At 72.5% G+C, this 15,967-nt stretch carries 13 protein-coding genes and 1 pseudogene; 8 read left to right on the top strand and 6 right to left on the bottom strand.

The window, feature by feature from the left end:
• The first annotated feature begins 95 nt into the window (after nucleotides 1-95).
• The 4 genes from AB0L33_RS22190 to AB0L33_RS22175 are packed head-to-tail and all read left to right on the top strand — an operon-like array spanning nucleotide 96 to nucleotide 4,298.
• Nucleotides 96-2,840: a nitrate- and nitrite sensing domain-containing protein gene (locus AB0L33_RS22190; RefSeq protein WP_365683999.1), complete on the top strand. Its 2,745-nt coding sequence runs from the start codon at nucleotides 96-98 to the stop codon at nucleotides 2,838-2,840.
• Nucleotides 2,837-3,280: a roadblock/LC7 domain-containing protein gene (locus AB0L33_RS22185; protein ID WP_365683997.1), complete on the top strand. Its 444-nt coding sequence runs from the start codon at nucleotides 2,837-2,839 to the stop codon at nucleotides 3,278-3,280. The genes AB0L33_RS22190 and AB0L33_RS22185 overlap by 4 nt, the downstream gene beginning before the upstream one ends.
• Before the next feature lie 9 nt (nucleotides 3,281-3,289).
• A complete protein-coding gene (locus AB0L33_RS22180) occupies nucleotides 3,290-3,712 on the top strand; it encodes a DUF742 domain-containing protein (protein WP_365683995.1) in 423 nt (140 codons plus the stop codon).
• Nucleotides 3,693-4,298 (top strand): ATP/GTP-binding protein, encoded by a 606-nt coding sequence (locus tag AB0L33_RS22175; protein ID WP_365683993.1) that lies wholly within the window; start codon nucleotides 3,693-3,695, stop codon nucleotides 4,296-4,298. Before AB0L33_RS22180 ends, AB0L33_RS22175 begins: the two co-directional genes overlap by 20 nt.
• Nucleotides 4,299-4,303: 5 nt before the next feature.
• On the opposite strand, the gene AB0L33_RS22170 is transcribed toward AB0L33_RS22175, so the two are convergent.
• Entirely contained in the window at nucleotides 4,304-5,182 is an 879-nt protein-coding gene (locus tag AB0L33_RS22170) for an NAD(P)-binding domain-containing protein (RefSeq protein ID WP_365683992.1), read from the bottom strand.
• A 140-nt stretch (nucleotides 5,183-5,322) separates the two neighbouring features.
• Here AB0L33_RS22170 and AB0L33_RS22165 point away from each other — a divergent pair, with 140 nt between their 5' ends.
• Nucleotides 5,323-5,685 (top strand): helix-turn-helix domain-containing protein, encoded by a 363-nt coding sequence (locus tag AB0L33_RS22165; protein WP_365683990.1) that lies wholly within the window; start codon nucleotides 5,323-5,325, stop codon nucleotides 5,683-5,685.
• Nucleotides 5,686-5,702: 17 nt separating this feature from the next.
• Here the strand turns inward: AB0L33_RS22165 and AB0L33_RS22160 are convergent, their stop codons facing one another.
• Both AB0L33_RS22160 and AB0L33_RS22155 read right to left on the bottom strand, forming a co-directional pair.
• Entirely contained in the window at nucleotides 5,703-6,053 is a 351-nt protein-coding gene (locus AB0L33_RS22160; RefSeq protein ID WP_365683988.1) for a DUF962 domain-containing protein, read from the bottom strand.
• A gap of 111 nt (nucleotides 6,054-6,164) precedes the next feature.
• Nucleotides 6,165-6,971: a M15 family metallopeptidase gene (locus AB0L33_RS22155; RefSeq protein ID WP_365683986.1), complete on the bottom strand. Its 807-nt coding sequence runs from the start codon at nucleotides 6,969-6,971 to the stop codon at nucleotides 6,165-6,167.
• Between the two features lie 128 nt (nucleotides 6,972-7,099).
• Between AB0L33_RS22155 and AB0L33_RS22150 the strand changes: the two are divergent.
• Nucleotides 7,100-7,405 (top strand): annotated as a pseudogene (locus AB0L33_RS22150) (NUDIX domain-containing protein); the annotation flags it as partial.
• Nucleotides 7,406-7,429: 24 nt separating this feature from the next.
• Here the strand turns inward: AB0L33_RS22150 and AB0L33_RS22145 are convergent.
• Nucleotides 7,430-9,955: a glycoside hydrolase family 31 protein gene (locus AB0L33_RS22145; protein ID WP_365683984.1), complete on the bottom strand. Its 2,526-nt coding sequence runs from the start codon at nucleotides 9,953-9,955 to the stop codon at nucleotides 7,430-7,432.
• Nucleotides 9,956-10,186: 231 nt separating this feature from the next.
• Between AB0L33_RS22145 and AB0L33_RS22140 the strand changes: the two genes are divergently transcribed.
• Both AB0L33_RS22140 and AB0L33_RS22135 read left to right on the top strand, forming a co-directional pair.
• Nucleotides 10,187-12,163, top strand: a complete 1,977-nt coding sequence (locus tag AB0L33_RS22140) for an acetoacetate--CoA ligase (protein ID WP_365683982.1) — start codon at nucleotides 10,187-10,189, stop codon at nucleotides 12,161-12,163.
• A gap of 40 nt (nucleotides 12,164-12,203) precedes the next feature.
• Entirely contained in the window at nucleotides 12,204-13,151 is a 948-nt protein-coding gene (locus AB0L33_RS22135; protein ID WP_365683980.1) for a hypothetical protein, read from the top strand.
• Between the two features lie 68 nt (nucleotides 13,152-13,219).
• Here the strand turns inward: AB0L33_RS22135 and ptsP are convergent, their stop codons facing one another.
• Both ptsP and AB0L33_RS22125 read right to left on the bottom strand, forming a co-directional pair.
• Nucleotides 13,220-14,890 (bottom strand): phosphoenolpyruvate--protein phosphotransferase, encoded by a 1,671-nt coding sequence (gene ptsP / locus AB0L33_RS22130; protein WP_365683978.1) that lies wholly within the window; start codon nucleotides 14,888-14,890, stop codon nucleotides 13,220-13,222.
• A 79-nt stretch (nucleotides 14,891-14,969) separates the two neighbouring features.
• Nucleotides 14,970-15,419 (bottom strand): PTS glucose transporter subunit IIA, encoded by a 450-nt coding sequence (locus AB0L33_RS22125; RefSeq protein WP_365683976.1) that lies wholly within the window; start codon nucleotides 15,417-15,419, stop codon nucleotides 14,970-14,972.
• Nucleotides 15,420-15,967: the final 548 nt, after the last annotated feature.

The following is a 15,967-nucleotide window of genomic DNA, read 5'->3' as shown; positions in this document are numbered from 1 at the left end:
ACATGCCTTCGAGTTGTCTGTCCGTCGGTAGTAGGCTCGCGCCGTTTGTTGACGAAACCCGTCCCCGGTCCCGCGGGGATGACCTGGGGGAGGCCATGCGCTTTCGCGGAAAGTCCATCCGCAGGAAGATCGTGGCGTTGCTCGTGGTGCCTCTCGTATCGCTCACCGCCCTCTGGGGATTCGCCACCTATCTCACCGGTCGCGAGGCCGGGAAACTGCTCGGCGCGAGCACCGTCGTCGAGAAGGTCGGTCACCCCCTGGAGGACACCGTCCGGGTCATCCAGAGCGAACGCCGCCAGACGCTGGTCTTTCTCGCCGACCCGCGTGCGTCCGACGCCCTGCCCGTCCTGCGCAGACAGCGCGCCGCCACCGACCGGGTCGTCGCCGAGGTCCGCGAGAGCGCCGGGCAGAAGGACATCCGCGACGCGCTCGGCGCGACCGCGGAATCGCAGCTCGGCTCGATACTCGGCGCCGCCGAAGGACTCGACGCCCTGCGCGACTCCGTCGACAAACGCACCATCGGCCGGCTCAAGGCGATGGCCTACTACAACCGGCTGATCGACCCCTGCTACCGATTTCTGACCGGCCTGCACACCATGGAGAACGTCTCCATGGACCGGCAGGTCCGCGCACTGACCGGCATCTCCCGCGCCCGCGAAATGCTCTCCCGGGAAGACGCCCTGGTCGCCTCCGGACTCCTGGCCGGCCGCCTCACCGCCCCGGAACTCCGCCAGATATCCGACCTCGTCGCCCAGCGCGGCCTGCTCTACGAGACGAACCTCGACCTCCTCCCCGTCTCCGAACGCCGCCGCGTCCAGGAGTACTGGCAGGGCCCGGACAGCGAACCGCTGCGCTCCGCCGAGAACGGGATCATCTCCCGGGGCCCCACCACCAGCCCGCGCACCGCCGACGCCGCCCGCTGGCAGGAGGTCGCCCCGGCCGCCCTGGAACGGCTGGCCAACGACTCGACGGAGATGACCAACCGCTTCAAGGACCGGGGCAAGCCCGCCGGTTACGGCATCCTCATCAAGGCGGGTATCGCCGGCGTCCTCGGCTTCCTCGCCCTCGTCGTCTCCGTCTTCGTCTCCGTGCGCATCGGCCGCGAACTCGTCCGCGACCTCACCCGGCTGCGCAAGGACGCCCACGAGGTCGCCGGCGTCCGGCTGCCGAGCGTGATGCGCCGCCTCGCCTCGGGCGAACAGGTCGACGTGGAGACCGAGTCCCCGCACCTCCAGTACGAGCGCGACGAGATCGGCCAGGTCGGCCAGGCCCTCAACACCCTGCAACGCGCCGCCGTCGAGGCCGCCGTCAAACAGGCCGACATGCGCCGCGGCGTCTCCGAGGTCTTCGTCAACCTCGCCCGCCGCAACCAGGTCCTGCTCCACCGCCAGCTCACGCTCCTGGACACCATGGAGCGCCGCACCGAGAACACCGACGAACTCGCCGACCTCTTCCGCCTCGACCACCTCACCACCCGCATGCGCCGCCACGCCGAGGGCCTGGTGATCCTCTCCGGCGCCGCCCCCTCCCGGCAGTGGCGCAAGCCCATCCAGCTGATGGACGTGGTCCGGGCCGCCGTCGCCGAGGTCGAGGACTACGAACGCATCGAGGTCCGCAGACTGCCCCGGATCGGCGTGGGCGGCCCGGCCGTCGCCGACCTCACCCATCTGATCGCCGAACTCCTGGAGAACGCCACGGTGTTCTCGCCCCCGCACACCGCGGTCCAGGTGCACGGCGAGCGCGTCGCCAACGGCTTCACCCTGGAGATCCACGACCGGGGCCTCGGCATGCCGCCGGACGTCCTGCTCGACGCCAACCTCCGGCTCGCCGAGACCCCCGAGTTCGAACTGTCCGACACCGACCGCCTCGGCCTCTTCGTGGTCAGCCGGCTCGCCCAGCGGCAGAACGTCCGGGTCTCCCTCCAGACCTCCCCGTACGGCGGCACCACCGCGGTCGTGTTCATCCCCGCCGCCCTCCTCACCGACGCCCCCGAATCGCACGGTACCGGCTTCCGGCTCGACCGCCGGGCCGAGAAGGCCATCGCCGGCGGCACGGCGGACGGCGACACCCGTCGCCCCGGGGCCCAGGACCCGGTGCCGGGCCGGCCGAGCGGCCTCTCGCCCGTCCCCACCGGACTCGTCGACCCGGCCCTGCTCAACGGCCCCGTCGAGCTGGAGGGCGACGAACCGCTGGAGTTCACCCGCGACCCGGTCCTCGAAGCGGTGGCGGGACCCGGCCTCGACTCCGTGCTCGACGGGGTCGCGGACCTGGAGGACACCGAGAGCGAACGCGGCGGCATCTTCCGCGCCCGAGCCCTGCGCCGGGACGGCGACCGCGAGCAGCACCAGCAGGCGCCCGACGACGGCGTGCGGGCGCTGCACCCCGAGGGCACCCGGCCCCTGCCCCGCCGGCGCCGCCCGCCGACGCTGGTCACCGACCGCGGCCGCCGGGTCGACGGGGGAGGCCGCGCGGGAGACCGCGAGGGGGGCCGCGCCCACCCGGCCGCCGAGGACCGCGAGCCGGCCCGCCCGGTGGACCGCCGCCCCGCGGTGCCCGCGCCCCGTGCGCCCGAGCCCGCCCCCGACACCCTGGGCGGCCTGCCGCGCCGGGTCCGGCAGGCCAGCCTCGCCCCGCAGCTGCGCGAAGGGCCGGACGCCCGCACGGCAGGGCCCGGTCCGGCCGGGAGCGCCGACGACATCGAGCGGGACGCCGAAGAGGTACGCAGTCGTATGGCTTCGCTCCAGCGTGGCTGGCAGCGCGGCCGCCAGGAGAACGCCGAGGACCCGACGGGCCGCGGCGACACCGCACCAGGAACCACTCCGGGAGGGGACGGTCCATGACCGCACCGAACGCCGCCGCAGCCGACACCGCACGCCAGGGGTCCGGCGAACTCAACTGGCTCCTCGACGAACTCGTCGCACGCGTCGCGAGCATCCGCAAGGCGCTGGTGCTCTCCAGTGACGGGCTGCCCACCGGCGCGTCCAAGGACCTGACGCGGGAGGACAGCGAGCACCTGGCCGCCGTCGCCTCCGGCTTCCACAGCCTGGCCAAGGGCGTCGGTCGCCACTTCGACGCGGGCAGGGTCCGCCAGACCGTCGTGGAACTGGACGAGGCGTTCCTCTTCGTCACGGCGGCCGGCGACGGCAGCTGCCTCGCCGTACTGGCCGAATCCGACTCGGACGTGGGGCAGGTGGCGTACGAGATGACGCTCATGGTCAAGCGCGTGGGGAGCCACCTGGCCAACGCGCCCCGGACGGCCGGTCAGCCCTCCGGGGGGTGAGCGGACGCCATGAGCGCCGCATCGCCCGGCTCCCCGGAGACCCCGGAAAGGCCGCGGACCCCGCGCTGGTACGACGACGACGCGGGGCCCGTCGTCCGCCCCTACGCGATGACCCGCGGGCGCACCAGCAGCGCGTCCCGCCACCGCCTCGACCTGATCGCGATCGTCGTGCCCGAACCCGCGGCCGACGACCCGGACAGCGACCAGCTGCTCACCCCGGAACACGTCGAGATCCTCGAACTCTGCGGTGAGGTGCCCCAGTCGATCGCCGAGCTCGCCTCGTCCCTGGACCTGCCCGTGGGCGTGGTGCGGGTGCTGGTGGGCGATCTCGTGGACGACGAGCTGGTACACGTGACCCGTCCCGTTCCGCCGGCCGAGCTGCCGGACGTGAACATTCTCCGTGAGGTGATCAATGGCCTTCGGGCGCTCTAGCCGCAGCAGGCGGCGCGTGGAGCCCGTCACCCTCAAGATCCTGGTGGCGGGCGGCTTCGGCGTGGGCAAGACGACGCTGGTGGGCGCGGTCAGCGAGATCAGGCCGCTGCGCACGGAGGAACGGCTGACCGAGGCGGGCCGTCCGGTGGACGACCTGGACGGCGTCGAGGGGAAGACCACGACGACCGTGGCCATGGACTTCGGGCGGATCACGCTCCGCGAGGACCTGGTGCTGTACCTCTTCGGCACGCCGGGGCAGGACCGGTTCTGGTTCCTCTGGGACGAGCTGGCGCAGGGCGCGCTGGGCGCGGTCGTCCTCGCGGACACCCGGCGCCTGGCCGACTGCTTCGCGGCCGTCGACTACTTCGAGCGCCGCGAGATCCCGTTCGCCGTCGCCGTCAATTGCTTCGAGGGCGCGGAACTGTTCCCGGAGGCGACGGTACGGGCCGCGCTCGACCTGGACCCGCAGGTGCCGCTGCTGATGTGCGACGCGCGGGACCGCGCCTCGGCCCGGGACGTGCTGGTGGCCGTGGTCGAACACGCCCTGGCTCGCGCGGACCGCCCGCGCGAGCCGGTGACCACCTAGAACCTCTACGCAGCGGGGCTCCTGAGGCTCTCGATGATGCGGGCGAACCCCTCCGTCCCGTGGCCGGCGTCCACCTGCCGCTGGATGAGGCGCTGGACCATGGCAACCGGTTCGGCGCTCACCCCCTGGTCGGTGATCGCCTCGATGAACAGGCCGAGGTTGGAGAACGTCAGGCTCTGCTGTCCCGGGGCCGCGTAGTCCCCGCCGTCGATCACCTCGGCGTATCCCGCTAGTTCACCGGTCATCGCGGTCAGCCACGGCCCGGCCATCGCCGCGAACCGGCTCGCCGGCACGCCCGCCGGTGCGAGCATGGCCGCGCCCTGCATGAACCCGGCGAACATGACGTACATCGCCGAGAGCAGCGCGAAGTCGTATAGGGACGCGAGCCCCGCGTCCTCGCCGTAGTAGGTGCTGGTGGCCCACTGGTCGAACAGTTCCGTGTGCTCACGGAACACCTCCCGCGAACCGCTGTACAGGATTGAGGACCCCGGCTGCCCGATCATGGAGGGCACCGCCATGATGCCGCCGTCCAGGTAGGCGATCCCCGCCCGGGCCGCCCAGCGGGCCGACTCCCTCGACTGGTCGGGCGTGGTCGTCGTCAGATTGACCAGCTTGCGCCCCGCCAGGTCACCCACGAGCGGGTCGAGCACCTCGTGCACCGAGTCGTGGTCGAAGAGGCAGACGACCACCAGCGGACTTGCCCGGACCGCCTCGGCGGCGGTGGCGGCCTCCCTCGCGCCCCCGGCGACCAGTGCCGCTGCCCTGCCCGTCGAGCGGTTCCAGACCGTGGTCCGCACTCCGGCCTTCACCAGAGCCCCGGCAAGCGCGCTGCCCATCGCGCCGAGTCCGAGAACGCTCACGTCTGTCGCGTGGATCTCCTGCATGTCCTTGCACTCCCCTTGTCGGGCGAAGGGTTTCGCCGATGCCTCAATCCTCTTCAGGGGCAGTAGAGTTGAACAGTACGGACTTATTAGTGGGGTACTCACCGGAAGGTAAGTGCCGTCCGCGCGGCGTGGAGGCGGTCATGGCGACAACGGCACGGCGGGGCCCCTACGTCTGCGGGATCGACGCGGCCATGGACGTCGTCGCCGGCAAATGGAAGTCGCTGATCATCTGGGAACTGCACGAGCACGGCACGCGCCGCTTCGCGGAACTGCGGCGCGGGCTCCCGGGCGTCAGCGAGAAGATGCTCGTCCAGCACCTGCGGGAGATGGAGACCGACGGCCTCGTGCACCGGGAGGTGTACGCCGTGGTGCCGCCGAAGGTCGAGTACTCCCTCACGGAGCACGGCGTCACCCTCAACACCGCCCTGGAGGCCCTGGCCCAGTGGGGACAGGAGCGGATCCGGCGCATCGGTGCGGAGATGACGGCTCCGGACGCCGCGTGAGACCGAGGCCCGGGCGGCTAGAAGCCGTTCTCCGCGAGCCACTTCTCCGCGGTCTGCGCCAGCTCGCGGTCGCGCCCGGCCAGCATCATGCGGATCATCTGTACGTCACCGCGGAGCGACCAGGCCGGGTGGCCGAAGGTGGCCGGGTTGTTCTTCTCGATCAGGAAGTGCGCGGGCCAGGCCGTGCCGTAACCGATGAGCGGCAGCGCGGCCAGATACCGCTTCCGGCCGCGCGCCAGTCCGTACGCGCTGACGGCCAGACCGGTCAGGGTGCCGGTGAGATGCACCCAACGGGTCGCGGCCCGCGAGTGCATCGCGACGTAGTACGGCCAGAACTCTTCGTACGAATCGAACGTCTGCTGTGACATACGGGCACCGTAATCGCTGATCCGGCAACCGGAAACGGCTCGGCCGCGTCCGGAAGGGAGAACGGGCGGCCGGAACCCACGGGGGTGGTCCCGGCCGCCCGCGCCACCGGCTCAGTGCCCGGCGACCGACCTGCGGGCCACCGGGAAGTCGAAGTAGGTGCCGGGGAACGCCTCCGGCTGGAAGGTGTAGTGCCACCACTCCTCGGCCAGATTCACGAAACCCGCCTCCGTGAGGGTCTTCTTCAGGAACTGCCGGTTGGCGCGCTGCACACCCTGGATACGCGGATCATCGGTGTGCGAGAGAGTATCGAAACAGTCGAAGCCCGTACCCATGTCCACCGAGTTGTCGGGGAACCGGTCGGCCTGCGGTGCATAGCACGGCACCAGTTCCTCGCCCGGCCGGTACGGCCTGGTCGGCAGCGCGGGGAGCCGTACCAGCGTCAGGTCCACGGTACTGCCCCGGCTGTGCCCCGACTTCTCCGCGATGTAACCGTCCGCGAAGAGACGTGACTTGTCGACCCGGGGGTAGAACTCGCCCTTCATCGCCTCGTCGTCCAGGTCCTTCGCCCACCGAACGAAGTGGTCGACGGCCCGCTGCGGGCGGTAACAGTCGTACACCTTCAGCGAGTAGCCCTGCCGCAACAGCCGGACCTGCGCACGGTGCAGGGCCTCGGCGGCCGGCCGGGTCAGGATGCAGAGCGGCTGACGGTAGCCGTCCACGGGCTCGCCCATGAAGTCGTGGGCCGTCGGGTAGCGCATCTCCTGGATGATCGTGGGGTCCACCGAACGCAGCGAGACGAACTCCCGGGGCGCCTTCGGCTCGGGCCTCGCCTGCGCCACCGGGGCGGTGACGGTCACGGCGAGCAGGGCGGCGGCGGTGGCCGCCAGGGCGCGGAAAGCGGTCGCAATGGCTGTCATGAGCACATCCTCCACGGTCCGGGGCCGCCGCGAAGGGAGATCCGGTACAGTCCGCGCGTGTCCGCCACCGGTCCCACGCCCCGTCACCACGAGAGCCGGCCCGGCCCCCCGAGGAAACGGAGCAGCCCGTGACGTTCGCCCACTGCCCCGCCTGCGGAGCCGCCTACACCGGCCTCCCGGCCCCCGGCACCTGGCCCCGGACCTGCGCCGCCTGCGGTGAGACCGCCTACCGCAACCCGCTCCCGGTCGCCGTCGCCCTGCTCCCCGTCACCGACGGCGGGACCACCGGCCTCGTCGTCATCACCCGCACCATCGAACCCGCACGCGGCGGCCTCGCCCTGCCCGGCGGCTTCATCGACCACGCCGAGGACTGGCAGCACGCCGTCGTACGCGAACTGCGCGAGGAGACCCGCATCGAGGCACGCCCCGAGGACGTCCGTCTCGCCGACGCCCTCAGCTCACCCGCCGGCCACCTGCTCCTCTTCGGGCTCCTCCCGGCACGGCCCGTCGCCGCGCTCCCGCCGTCCGCCCCCACCGACGAGACGTCCGGCCACACCCTGCTCACCGCCCCCGCCACCCTCGCCTTCCCCCTCCACACCGAGGCCGTCCACCGCTGGTTCGCCGGCCGCTACCGCTGAGCCCCCGCACCCCGCGCCCCGCACCCGCACCGGGCAGTCCACCGCCCCGCCGTCCCGCTCCACCACGACGCGCCCGCCCTCCAGCCGGGACGTGTACCGCTCGACCCGCACCGGCTCCCAGCCGTCACCCGCGTCCCGGACCACCGTCCCGCCACCCGGACTCCCCGCCACCGGCGCCCACACCTCGAGCTCCGGGCCGCCGTCCGCACCCCGCACCGGAATCACCGCCCCCGCCCGGGCCAGCACCGGCACCCGGGACAGCGGCGCCTCCACCACCACCCGCCCCGGCCCCTCGTACACCGCCCCGCTCACCGTGTCGTACCAGCGCCCCGGCGGCAGCCGTACCGCCCGCCGCACCACGCCCGGCTCCAGCACCGGCGCCACGAGCAGGGCGTCACCCAGCAGGAACGCGTCCTCGCAGTCCCGCAGCCCCCGGTCCCCGGGCGCCGACCACCACAACGGGCGCACGTACGGCGCACCCGTCAGCGCCGCCAGCCGCGCCAGGGTCACCCAGTACGGCCGCAGCCGCTCCCGCTCCACCAGCGCCGCACGCGCCCCCGCCAGCACCTCGGGCCCGAACTCCCACGGCTCCCGGCGCCCCGCGTCGACCGCCGCGTGCGTACGGAAAAGCGGCAGGTACGCGCCCAGCTGGAACCACCGCAGATACAGCTCGGGCGACGGCGACCCGTCGAACCCGCCCACGTCCGGCCCCGAGTACGGCACCCCGCACAGACCGAGTCCCAGGACCAGCGCCAACGAGGCCCGCAGCCCCGGCCACCCCGTGGCCACATCACCGGACCAGGTGCCCCCGTACCGCTGCATCCCCGCCCAGCCGGACCGCGAGAACAGGAACGGCCGCTCCTCGGGACGCAACCGGGCCAGCCCCTCGTAACCGGCCCGCGCCATCGCCAGCCCGTACACGTTGTGCGCCTCCCGGTGATCACCGCCCCGCCCCTCCAGCACGTGCCGCGCCGACCGAGGCAGCGAAGGATCACCGAACGCCGCGAACGACACCGGCTCGTTCATGTCGTGCCACACCCCGGAGAACCCCTGCGCCAGCCGCTCCGCGTACAGCCCGCCCCACCACTCCCGGACCCCCGCATCCGTGAAGTCCGGATACGCGCACACCCCCGGCCACACCTCCCCCCGCACCTCCCGCCCCCGGGCGTCCCGGACGAACGCGCCCACCGCCCGGCCGGACTCGTAGACCGCGTTCCCGCCGTCCGCGGCGACCGCCGGGTCCACGATCGACACGAGCCGCACCCCGGCCTCCCGCAACTCCCCGGCGAGCCCCGGCAGATCCGGGAACCGCCCGCGGTCCACGGTGAACACCCGGTGCGCGTCGTAGTGGTCGATGTCCAGGTGCAGCACCGACAACGGAAGACCCCGCTCCCGGTATCCCGCGACGATCCGCCGGACCTCCCGCGCGGAGCCGAAGCCCCACCGGGCGTGCTGGGGACCCAGGGCCCAGGACGGCGGCACCGCGGCCGCTCCCGTCAGCGCCGACCACCCCGCCAGCACCCGGGCCGGGGTCCCCGCCACCGCCCAGCAGCGCAGCGGCCCGCCGTCCATCCGCACCTGCGAAGCGCCCGGCCGGTCGTGCCCGGCCCCCGCGCCCTCCTCCCCTTCCCGCAACGACACCTCGCCCGACCAGGAGTTGTCGTAGAAGACCAGGTGCGTCCCCGCGTCCGCCACCACCAGCTGCACCGGCATCGTCAGATACAGCGGATCGTCCCCCGGCCCGAACCGCCCGCCCGGGTCCGTGTTCCACAGCGCGTACGAACCGTCCCGCAGCCGAGGCCCCGCCGCCCTCCCGCCCAGCCCGAAGAACCGCGCGTCCGCCGCAACCTCCGAACGCTGCACCCACCGCACGTCCCCGCCGGCCACCGGCTCCCACCAGCGCGGCGGAAGCTCCCGGCGCAGCACCACCCCGCCCGGCGTCCGCAGCTCCACCGCCCCGTGCCGCGACACCGCGACCGTCAGCCGCTCCGCCACCACCTGCCAGCCGCCGTCCGTACCCGGCTCCAGCACCGCCCGCGGATCCGCGTCCGGCGCCTCGCCCGGCAACGCGTACGACGGCCCCGGCTCCGCCCCGTCCCACCCCCAGAACACCGCCCCGCCCACCGCCACCCGGATCCGCAGCTCCGAACGGGCGAACCGCACCACCCCGCCCCCGGGCCCCGGCTCCGCCCCGGTCACCGGACCCGGCACCCGGGCACGCTCCGCCCCGCGCCCCGGCAGCGCACGCGCGTCCGCACGCGCCCGGCGCCACGCCGAGCGCACCGTGCGCAGCCCCCGCCTCGAACCCACCAGCTTCACCGAGCGCACCAGGTCACGACCGTTCATGCCGCTCACCCTGCCACCCGCCCGGCAGCGAACGAGCGCCGTTCAACTTCCGTTCACCCCGCACCGGACGTGGCGGGAGCACATACCGGGACACGGAACCATGTGCGGGCAACCCTGGTGCGAAAGACGATCACATGGCATCGTCCGTGACGTCGCCTCACGCGCACACCCCCGCACGTGCGCGCGACCTGCGCACACTCCGCGTACCCGCTACAGCCAGGGAGCCGCCCCATGACCTCAGCAGCCGACGAAGCCCCCCTGTGGCAGCCCGGTCCCGACCGCGTCGCGGCCGCCGCCGTCACCCGATTCCAGAGCTGGGCGGCCGAGCACCACGGCGCCCCCGCCGAGGGCGGCTACGCCAGTCTGCACCGCTGGTCCGTCGACGAGCTCGACACCTTCTGGAAGGCCGTCGCCGAATGGTTCGACGTCCGCTTCTCCACCCCGTACGAGCAGGTCATCGGCGACCGCTCGATGCCCGGCGCCACCTGGTTCACCGGCGCCACCCTCAATTACGCCGAGCACGCGCTGCGCGCCTCCGAGGACCCCCTGCGCGCCGACGCGCCCGCCCTGCTCCACGTGGACGAGAGCCACACCCAGGCCCCGACCTCCTGGTCCGAGCTGCGCCGCCAGGTCGGCTCGCTCGCCGCCGAACTCCGCGCACTCGGGGTCGCCCCCGGCGACCGCGTCAGCGGCTACCTCCCCAACATCCCGCAGGCCGTCGTCGCCTTCCTCGCCACCGCGGCCGTCGGCGGAATCTGGACCTCCTGCGCCCCCGACTTCGGCGCCCGCAGCGTCCTCGACCGCTTCCAGCAGGTCGAACCCGTCGTCCTCTTCACCGTCGACGGCTACCGCTACGGCGGCAAGGAACACCACCGCGCCGACACCGTCGCCGAACTCCGCCGCGAACTGCCCACCCTGCGCGCCGTCGTGCACATCCCGCTGCTCGGCACCGAAGCCCCCGACGGCGCCCTCGACTGGGCCGCCCTCACCGCCGCCGACACCGAACCGGTCTTCGAGCAGGTCCCCTTCGACCACCCGCTCTGGGTCCTCTACTCCTCCGGCACCACCGGCCTGCCCAAGGCCATCGTCCAGTCCCAGGGCGGCATCCTGGTCGAACACCTCAAGCAGCTCGGCCTCCACTGCGACCTCGGCCCCGAGGACCGCTTCTTCTGGTACACCTCCACCGGCTGGATGATGTGGAACTTCCTCGTCTCCGGCCTCCTCACCGGCGCCACCGTCGTGCTGTACGACGGAAGCCCGGGCTACCCGGACATCAGCGCCCAGTGGCGCGTCGCCGAACAGACCGGCGCCACCCTCTACGGCACCTCGGCCGCCTATGTCATGGCCTGCCGCAAGGCCGGCATCCACCCCGGACGCGACTTCGACCTCTCCCGCGTCCAGTGCGTCGCCACCACCGGCTCCCCGCTCCCGCCCGACGGCTTCCGCTGGCTCCACGACGAGGTCGCCGACGACCTGTGGATCGCCTCCGTCAGCGGCGGCACCGACGTCTGCAGCTGCTTCGCCGGCGCGGTGCCCACCCTCCCCGTCCACATCGGCGAGCTCCAGGCCGCCAGCCTCGGCACGGACCTCCACTCCTGGGACCCCGCGGGCGAACCGCTCACCGGCGAGGTCGGCGAGCTCGTCGTCACCAAGCCGATGCCGTCCATGCCGGTCCGCTTCTGGAACGACCCCGACGGCAGCCGCTACCACGACAGTTACTTCGACGTGTACCCCGGCGTCTGGCGTCACGGCGACTGGATCACGATCACCGACCGCGGCTCCGTCGTCATCCACGGCCGCTCGGACTCCACCCTCAACCGGCAGGGCGTCCGCATGGGCTCCGCCGACATCTACGAGGCCGTCGAACGACTCCCCGAGATCCGCGAATCCCTCGTCATCGGCCTGGAGGAACCGGACGGCGGCTACTGGATGCCGCTCTTCGTCCACCTCGCCGAAGGCGCCACCCTGGACGACGCCCTCCGCGACAGCATCAAGCGCACCATCCGCGAGAACCTCTCGCCCCGCCACGTCCCCGACGAGGTCATCGAGGTCCCCGGCATCCCGCACACCCTCACCGGCAAGCGCATCGAGGTTCCGGTCAAGCGCCTGCTCCAGGGAACGGCCCTGGAAAAGGCCGTCAACCCCGGCTCGATCGACAACCTGGAACTCCTCCACTTCTACGAGAAGCTGGCCCGCGAACGCCGCTGACCGCCCCGTTGTCAGTGCCCGTGGTTACTCTGAGTGAGCAATGATCGACAGCGCACTGGGGGACATCATGGCGCAGACACGCAACAAGCGGACCACCGTCCACGGACGGACCGCGACCACCACGATGCGACGCGCGCTGCGCCGCGAAGCACCCACCACCATCGGCCTGCTGACCGATGAGGAGGACTTCGCGGCGATGCGCCGCTTCCGCACCTTCACCTTCGACGACCACGGCGTCTATCTGGCACAGGTGGAGGCCCTGCTCAAGGCCCTCACCGCACAGGGCGTGCACACGACGGTCGCCCTGTTCGACCCCCTGGAGTACGTGCAGTACTGCGCGGAGGCCGGCATCGCCCCCGACACCCCGGCCGGCCGAAGCCGCTTCACCGCGGAGATCGCCGCCTGCGGAGCCACCGTCACCTACGAAGGGCAGCCCCTGGACGCCCTGATCCAGCTGCTCGTCGGCCGCGCCGTCCGCCGGGCCACCTGGGAGTACGCCACCATGCTCCTGGCGGGCCTCGGCCACTGCGCGGACTGCGGCCGGGACATCGGCCAAGCCGCCTTCGACCGCGCCTCCCACCTCCTGGAACGCACCCTGGAGGCCGCCGGACCCGGCATCCACCACCTGGTGTGCAGCACCCCCACGGAGAACGACCAGCTGCTCGCCGCCCTGCACACCGACCGCCCCGGCGCGGGGCCCCTCCTGCTCGACACATCGGAGGGCGCCGAGTTCGTGAGCGTCCTCGCCGTCGCCATCGCCCTGGAGAGCCACGGCGGGGTCGTCCTGCGTACGAGCACCCCGGGCGCCCCGGACCGCGTGCACGGCTGGCGGCTGAGCCGGGGCAACCTCGACCCGCTCACCGCCGGCGAGGTCTTCAGCGCCTACTGCACCGACGCGGACACGGGCGAACCCGTCGCCCCCGAGTCCGGCGTGGAGTACTGCGCGGGCTTCGACATCGGCGCCGATGAACCGGAGGAGCACCGCTGACACGACGAAGGGGCTTCCCGCCGGTCCCCGGCGGAAAGCCCCTTCACCTCGCGTCGTGCGGTCCCGGACTACTCGCCCGAAAGCACCGCCTGCGCCGCCCGGCGCGCCTCCTCGGCCGAGTCCGCCGCACGCGCGGCCGAAGCCGCCCGCTCGCACTGCGCCAGCGTGTACTTGGCGAGCGTGGCACGCACATAGGGAATGGACGCCGCGCCCATCGACAGGGACGTCACACCCAGGCCCGTCAGCACGCACGCGAGCAGCGGATCGGAGGCGGCCTCACCACAGACACCACAGCTCTTGCCCTCGGCCTTCGCGGCCTCGGCGGACAGCGCCACCAGATCCAGGAGCGCAGGCTGCCACGGGTCCTGGAGCCGGGAGACGGCCCCCACCTGACGGTCCGCCGCGAAGGTGTACTGCGCCAGGTCGTTGGTGCCCAGCGACAGGAACTCCACCTCCTGCAGCACCGAGCGCGCCCGCAGCGCGGCGGACGGGATCTCGACCATCGCGCCGAACTTGGCGTTCAGCCCGGCCTCGCGGCAGGCGTCGGCGAAGGCCTTGGCGTCCGCGCGGTCGGCCACCATGGGCGCCATGACCTCGAGGTGGACGGGCAGCCCCTCGGCGGCCTTCGACAGCGCGGTCAGCTGGGTGCGCAGCACGTCCGGGTGGTCGAGGAGGCTCCGCAGCCCGCGCACGCCCAGCGCCGGGTTCGGCTCGTCCGCCGGGGTCAGGAAGTCGAGCGGCTTGTCCGCGCCCGCGTCCAGCACCCGCACCACGACACGGCCCTCGGGGAACGCCTCGAGCACCGCGCGGTACGCGGCGATCTGCTTCTCCTCGGACGGCGCCTGCTTGCTGTCGTCCAGGAAGAGGAACTCGGTACGGAAGAGGCCGACGCCCTCCGCACCCGCCTCCACGGCCGCCGGCACGTCACCGGGCCCGCCCACGTTGGCGAGCAGCGGCACCTTGTGACCGTCCGACGTGGCACCGGGGCCCGTCGCGGCGGTCAGCGCGGCCTTGCGCGCGGCGGCGGCGCTCTCCAGCTCCGCCCGCTTCGCGTCGCTCGGCTCCACGAAGATCTCACCGGTGCTGCCGTCCACGGCGATGAGCGTGCCCTCGGCCAGCTCACCGGCCCCGGGCAGGGCCACCACGGCGGGCACACCGAGCGCCCGGGCCAGGATGGCGCTGTGGCTGGTCGGCCCGCCCTCCTCGGTGACGAAGCCGAGGACCAGCGCGGGGTCCAGCAGCGCCGTGTCGGCGGGGGCGAGGTCCCGGGCGATCAGGACGTAGGGCTCGTCGCTGTCCGGCACGCCGGGCATCGGCACGCCGAGCAGCCGCGCCACGATGCGATTGCGCACGTCGTCGAGGTCGGCGACCCGGCCCGCCAGGTATTCGCCGGCACCCGCCAGGAGCGCCCGGTACGAGGCGAACGCGTCGTACACACCGCGCTCGGCGGTGCTTCCGACGGCGATGCGGCGTTCGACATCGGCCATGAGCTCGGGGTCCTGGGCCATCATGGCCTGGGCCTCCAGCACGTGCTGCGCCTCGCCACCGGCCAGGTTGCCGCGCGCGATGAGGTCGGCGGCGACGGCCTCCACGGCCTGCCGGGCCCGCCCCTGCTCGCGCTCGGCCTCCTCGGCCGGGATCTGCTTGGCCGGCGGTTCGAGCACCGCGGTGCCCATGTGCCGTACCTCGCCGATCGCCACACCGTGGCTCACGCCTACGCCTCGCAGCGTTGTCTCCATTTCACCCGTCTCCGGTCGTGCGGTGGCCGTTGCCTCCGCGGTGGTGGATATCCAGTCGGCTGTCACTGCGCCGATCGCGTTACTGCCAGCCGAACAGCGAGTCGCCGGCCGCGACATCGCCGGACTCCACGAGCTCGGAGAGGGCGTCGGCCGTCGCCTCCAGCGCCACGATGGGGCACACCGGGGACTTGCCGGCCTTCTCGACTGCGGACGGGTCCCACCGGACGACGGCCTGACCGCGGGCCACGGTGTCGCCCTTGCTCACGAGCAGCTCGAAGCCCTCACCGTTGAGCTGGACGGTGTCGATGCCCAGGTGCGTGAGCACCCCGTGCCCCTCGCTGTCGACCACCACGAACGCGTGAGGGTGGAGGGAGACGACGACTCCGTCGACGGGGGAGACCGCCTCGGAGGGCTCGCGGACGGGGTCGATGGCGGTGCCCGGACCGACCATCGCGCCGGCGAAGACGGGGTCGGGTACGGCAGCGAGCCCAACGGCACGTCCGGCAAGCGGGGACGTCACAGTGGTCATGGGGGGCCTCCCAGTGGAGCTTCGAAGGTGCCGCCGCGGCTAGAGAGGAGGACGGCGTACTGCTCAGCAGCGTAAGTCATAAGAAGTCCCGGTTCCGCCCGAGTCCTGGTGGTTCGAGGACCTAGGGGCGCACCGGAAACGATTTGCCTCGACTCCCGGCTGCCTGTACTGTCGTACTCCTGCCTGGCCCCAACGCGACTTTGAGTCGGGGGTCGGCAGCGGCTATTGAGCCCAAACCCTAACCCGAAATCGGGCACCCGCATGTCTGCGGGGGGCCGGTCAGGGGGACCGGAAAGGTTTGATAGTGTCTGGTCCGCCGGAAAGGGAAACGCGAAAGCGAAGACCTGGAAAGCGAAAATCGCTTGACCCGCTTCGACCGGGAATCGGACACGAAAGAGTCTGATAGAGTCGGAAACGCAAGACCGAAGGGAAGCGCCCGGAGGAAAGCCCGAGAGGGTGAGTACAAAGGAAGCGTCCGTTCCTTGAGAACTCAACAGCGTGCCAAAAGTCAACGCCAGATATGTTGATACCCCGGCCTGCTTCGGCAG

Origin of the sequence: Streptomyces sp. NPDC052299 (genome assembly GCF_040679335.1) — a bacterium.
Taxonomy (GTDB): Bacteria; Actinomycetota; Actinomycetes; order Streptomycetales; family Streptomycetaceae; genus Streptomyces.
The sequence above is the reverse complement of the archived record's forward strand: the minus strand, read 5'-3'. Positions and strand labels throughout refer to the sequence as shown.